Source organism: Hydrogenophaga sp. (assembly GCF_031426985.1).
Lineage (GTDB): Bacteria > Pseudomonadota > Gammaproteobacteria > Burkholderiales > Burkholderiaceae_C > Hydrogenophaga.
The window spans coordinates 1-2,732 of sequence record NZ_JASJOY010000029.1; the positions used below are offsets into that span (position 1 = coordinate 1).

The following is a 2,732-nucleotide window of genomic DNA, read 5'->3' on the forward strand; positions in this document are numbered from 1 at the left end:
GTGGACAGGAAGGCCATGTTGTCGCCCCAGCCCGGCTTGCCGCGCAGGCAGATGCCGTACACGCCGTTCTTCGGGTCGTGGATCTTGGACGCCAGGGTCTTGATGTCGGTCCAGGTGGGCTTGTCGGCCACGGTGATGCCGGCCTTGTCGGCCAGGTCCTTGCGGTACATCAGCATCGACGATTCGCCGTAGAACGGGGCGGCGTAGAGCTTGCCACCCACGGTCAGGCCACCGCGCACGGCGGGCAGCAGGTCGTCCACGTCGTAGGCGGCGTCGGTCTTGAGCTCGGTGAGCCAGCCCTTCTTGCCCCAGATCGGCGCTTCGTACATGCCGATGGTCATGATGTCGAACTGGCCGCCCTTGGTGGCGATGTCGGTCGTCACGCGCTGGCGCAGCACGCCTTCTTCCAGCGTGACCCACTTGAGCTTGATGTCGGGGTTGGCGGTCTCGAAGTTTTTCGAGAGCTTCTGCATTTCGATCATGTGGCCGTTGTTCACGGTCGCGATCACGAGTTCGGTGGCGGCGTTGGCGCCAGCGGCGGCCAGCAGGCCGGCGGCGAACACGGTGGCAAGGCGGAATTTCACAGTGTGTCTCCTGGATGGAAAGGCGGTCGTTTGAGGTTCTACGGTGTCTGAAGCCGTGGGGGAATTCTGGTCAGGATCGGCTGCGCAATTTGTACGAATTGGGATCAATTTGGTACTTCATTGCGTGGTTGAGTCAGGATTTACCCTAGTCAACGGCAGAAAGTATGGGTGTGGCTCAGCTGCTCTGGCGCAGACACAACTCAAAACCCAGGTCCACCGCGTGTTCGGGCGGGGTCTCGCCCCGCATCAGCGCCAGCAGCATCCGGGCGCCGGCCTCGCCGATGGCGCCGCGCGGCGTGGCCACCGTGGTCAGCGGCGGCAGCATCTGGTCGCTGCCCGAGAGATCGTTGAACCCCGCCACCGCCACCCGCTGCGGCACCGCCACCCCCAGCCGCAGGGCGGCCAGCAGACCACCCTGGGCCAGGTCGTCGTTGCAGAAGAACACCGCGTCGCAATCGGGGCGCTCGCGCAGCAGCTGTTCGAGCAGTTCACCCCCCAGCGCCATGGACGAGGGCCGCGGGTCCAGCCATTCCAGCGCCGGGTCGTGCAGGCCGGCCGCCTGCAGCGCGCGGCGGTAACCCTCGGCGCGCTGCAGGGTGCGCGGGTCCAGCTGCGCGGCCACAAAGGCGATGCGCCGGCGGCCCCGGTCCAGCAGGTGCTGGGTGATGGCCGCGCCCGCGTCGGTCTGCGAAAAGCCCACGCAGTACACCTCGGGCGCGTTCGACAGCGCCATCACGTGCACGCAGGGCACACCGCTGCCGGCGATGAGCTCGCGCGTGCGTGCGTTGTGGTCGATGCCCGTGACCAGCAGGCCGGCCGGGCGGTGCAGCAGCTGTTCGCGCAGCAGCTGCTCTTCTTCGTCGGCGTCGTAGTGGGTGATGCCGATCAGCGTCTGGTAGCCCACCGGGCGCAGCGTGCGCTGCACCGCTTCGAGCAGGTCGACGAACAGCGCGTTCGACAGCATGGGGATGAGCACCGCCACGTGTGAGCTGTGGCGCGAGGCCAGGGCGCGGGCGGCCGGATCGGGCGTGTAACGCAGTTCGGCGGCGGCGGCCTTGACGCGCTCGGCCAGCACCGGGTCCACGGTGCGCTCGCCGCGCAGCGCACGCGAGACGGTGATGGGGCTCACGCCGGCCAGCGCGGCCACATCGGCCAGGGTGATGCGGCCGGTGGCGCGCGGGCGCTGGGGTGACGCAGGGGTGACAGAAGAGGGGGGCATCAGGGTTTGTACGGGTTCTGTGAACGGGCAGTGTCCGTAAGATAGCGCTATCTCAACGCCGGGTCCACCCCGGTTTACCCGCAGCGGCAGGCCCTGCGCACCAGGTGGTGCGCAGCCGGCGGCAGCGGGTGGCACGGCGAAGGGTTCTGGGCGGTCCGTGAACGGGCCGCTTTTTTCCGGATTCAAAAGATAGCGCTATCTCAAGCATGCCAAACCTTCCAAATGTTTCGCTGGTGATCATGGGCGTGGCCGGCTGCGGCAAGTCCAGCCTGGGCGCCGCCGTGGCGCAGCGCCTGGCCTTCGAACTGATCGAAGGCGACGACCACCACAGCGAGGGCAACCGACTGAAGATGCAGCAGGGCACGCCGCTGACCGATGCCGACCGCGCCGGCTGGCTGATCACCCTGGGCGCGCTGCTGGCCCGCCGCCCGGGCGGCATGGTGCTGACCTGCTCGGCCCTGCGCCGCAGCTACCGCGAGCAGCTGCGCGCCGCATCGCCCGGCCTGCGCTTCGTGTTCCTGGACATCACGCCCGAACTGGCCCGCCAGCGCGTGGCGGTCCGTTCGTCCCACTTCTTCAACACCGCCCTGGTCGACAGCCAGTTCGCCACGCTCGAATCGCCGGTGGGCGAGCCCGGCGTGCTGCGCGTGGACGCGGCCGAGCCGCTGCCCCTGCTGCTGGAGCAGGTGAGCACCTGGGCCGGCGTGGTCGACCCTTCCCAGACCCCGGAGGCCGCATGAACGCCCCTGATCCACGCAAAACCCACCCGTTGCAGCGCGCGGCCCAGGCCCTCATGGCCGCCTGCCTGGCGGTGATGGCCAGCGCCGTGTTCCTCAACGTGGTGCTGCGCTACGGCTTTGGCAGCAGCCTCGCCGCCAGCGAAGAACTCTCGCGCCTGCTGTTCGTGTGGATGGTGTTCCTGGGCGCCG

4 protein-coding genes are annotated in these 2,732 nt (G+C 68.5%); 2 read left to right on the forward strand and 2 right to left on the reverse strand.

The annotated features are described in order from the left end of the window. Together RMP09_RS03895 and RMP09_RS03900 are read right to left on the reverse strand one after the other, a co-directional pair. On the reverse strand, positions 1 to 482 hold a 482-nt coding region (locus RMP09_RS03895), incomplete at its 3' end, for an extracellular solute-binding protein (RefSeq protein ID WP_310564694.1). Between the two features lie 277 nt (positions 483 to 759). Then, entirely contained in the window at positions 760 to 1,803 is a 1,044-nt protein-coding gene (locus RMP09_RS03900) for a LacI family DNA-binding transcriptional regulator (RefSeq protein ID WP_310564691.1), read from the reverse strand. A 206-nt stretch (positions 1,804 to 2,009) separates the two neighbouring features. Here RMP09_RS03900 and RMP09_RS03905 point away from each other — a divergent pair, with 206 nt between their 5' ends. Both RMP09_RS03905 and RMP09_RS03910 read left to right on the forward strand, forming a co-directional pair. Further along, entirely contained in the window at positions 2,010 to 2,543 is a 534-nt protein-coding gene (locus RMP09_RS03905; protein ID WP_310564692.1) for a gluconokinase, read from the forward strand. After that, positions 2,540 to 2,732, forward strand: a 193-nt coding sequence (locus tag RMP09_RS03910; RefSeq protein WP_310564693.1) for a TRAP transporter small permease subunit, incomplete at its 3' end; no start/stop codon positions are given. The genes RMP09_RS03905 and RMP09_RS03910, both read left to right, overlap by 4 nt.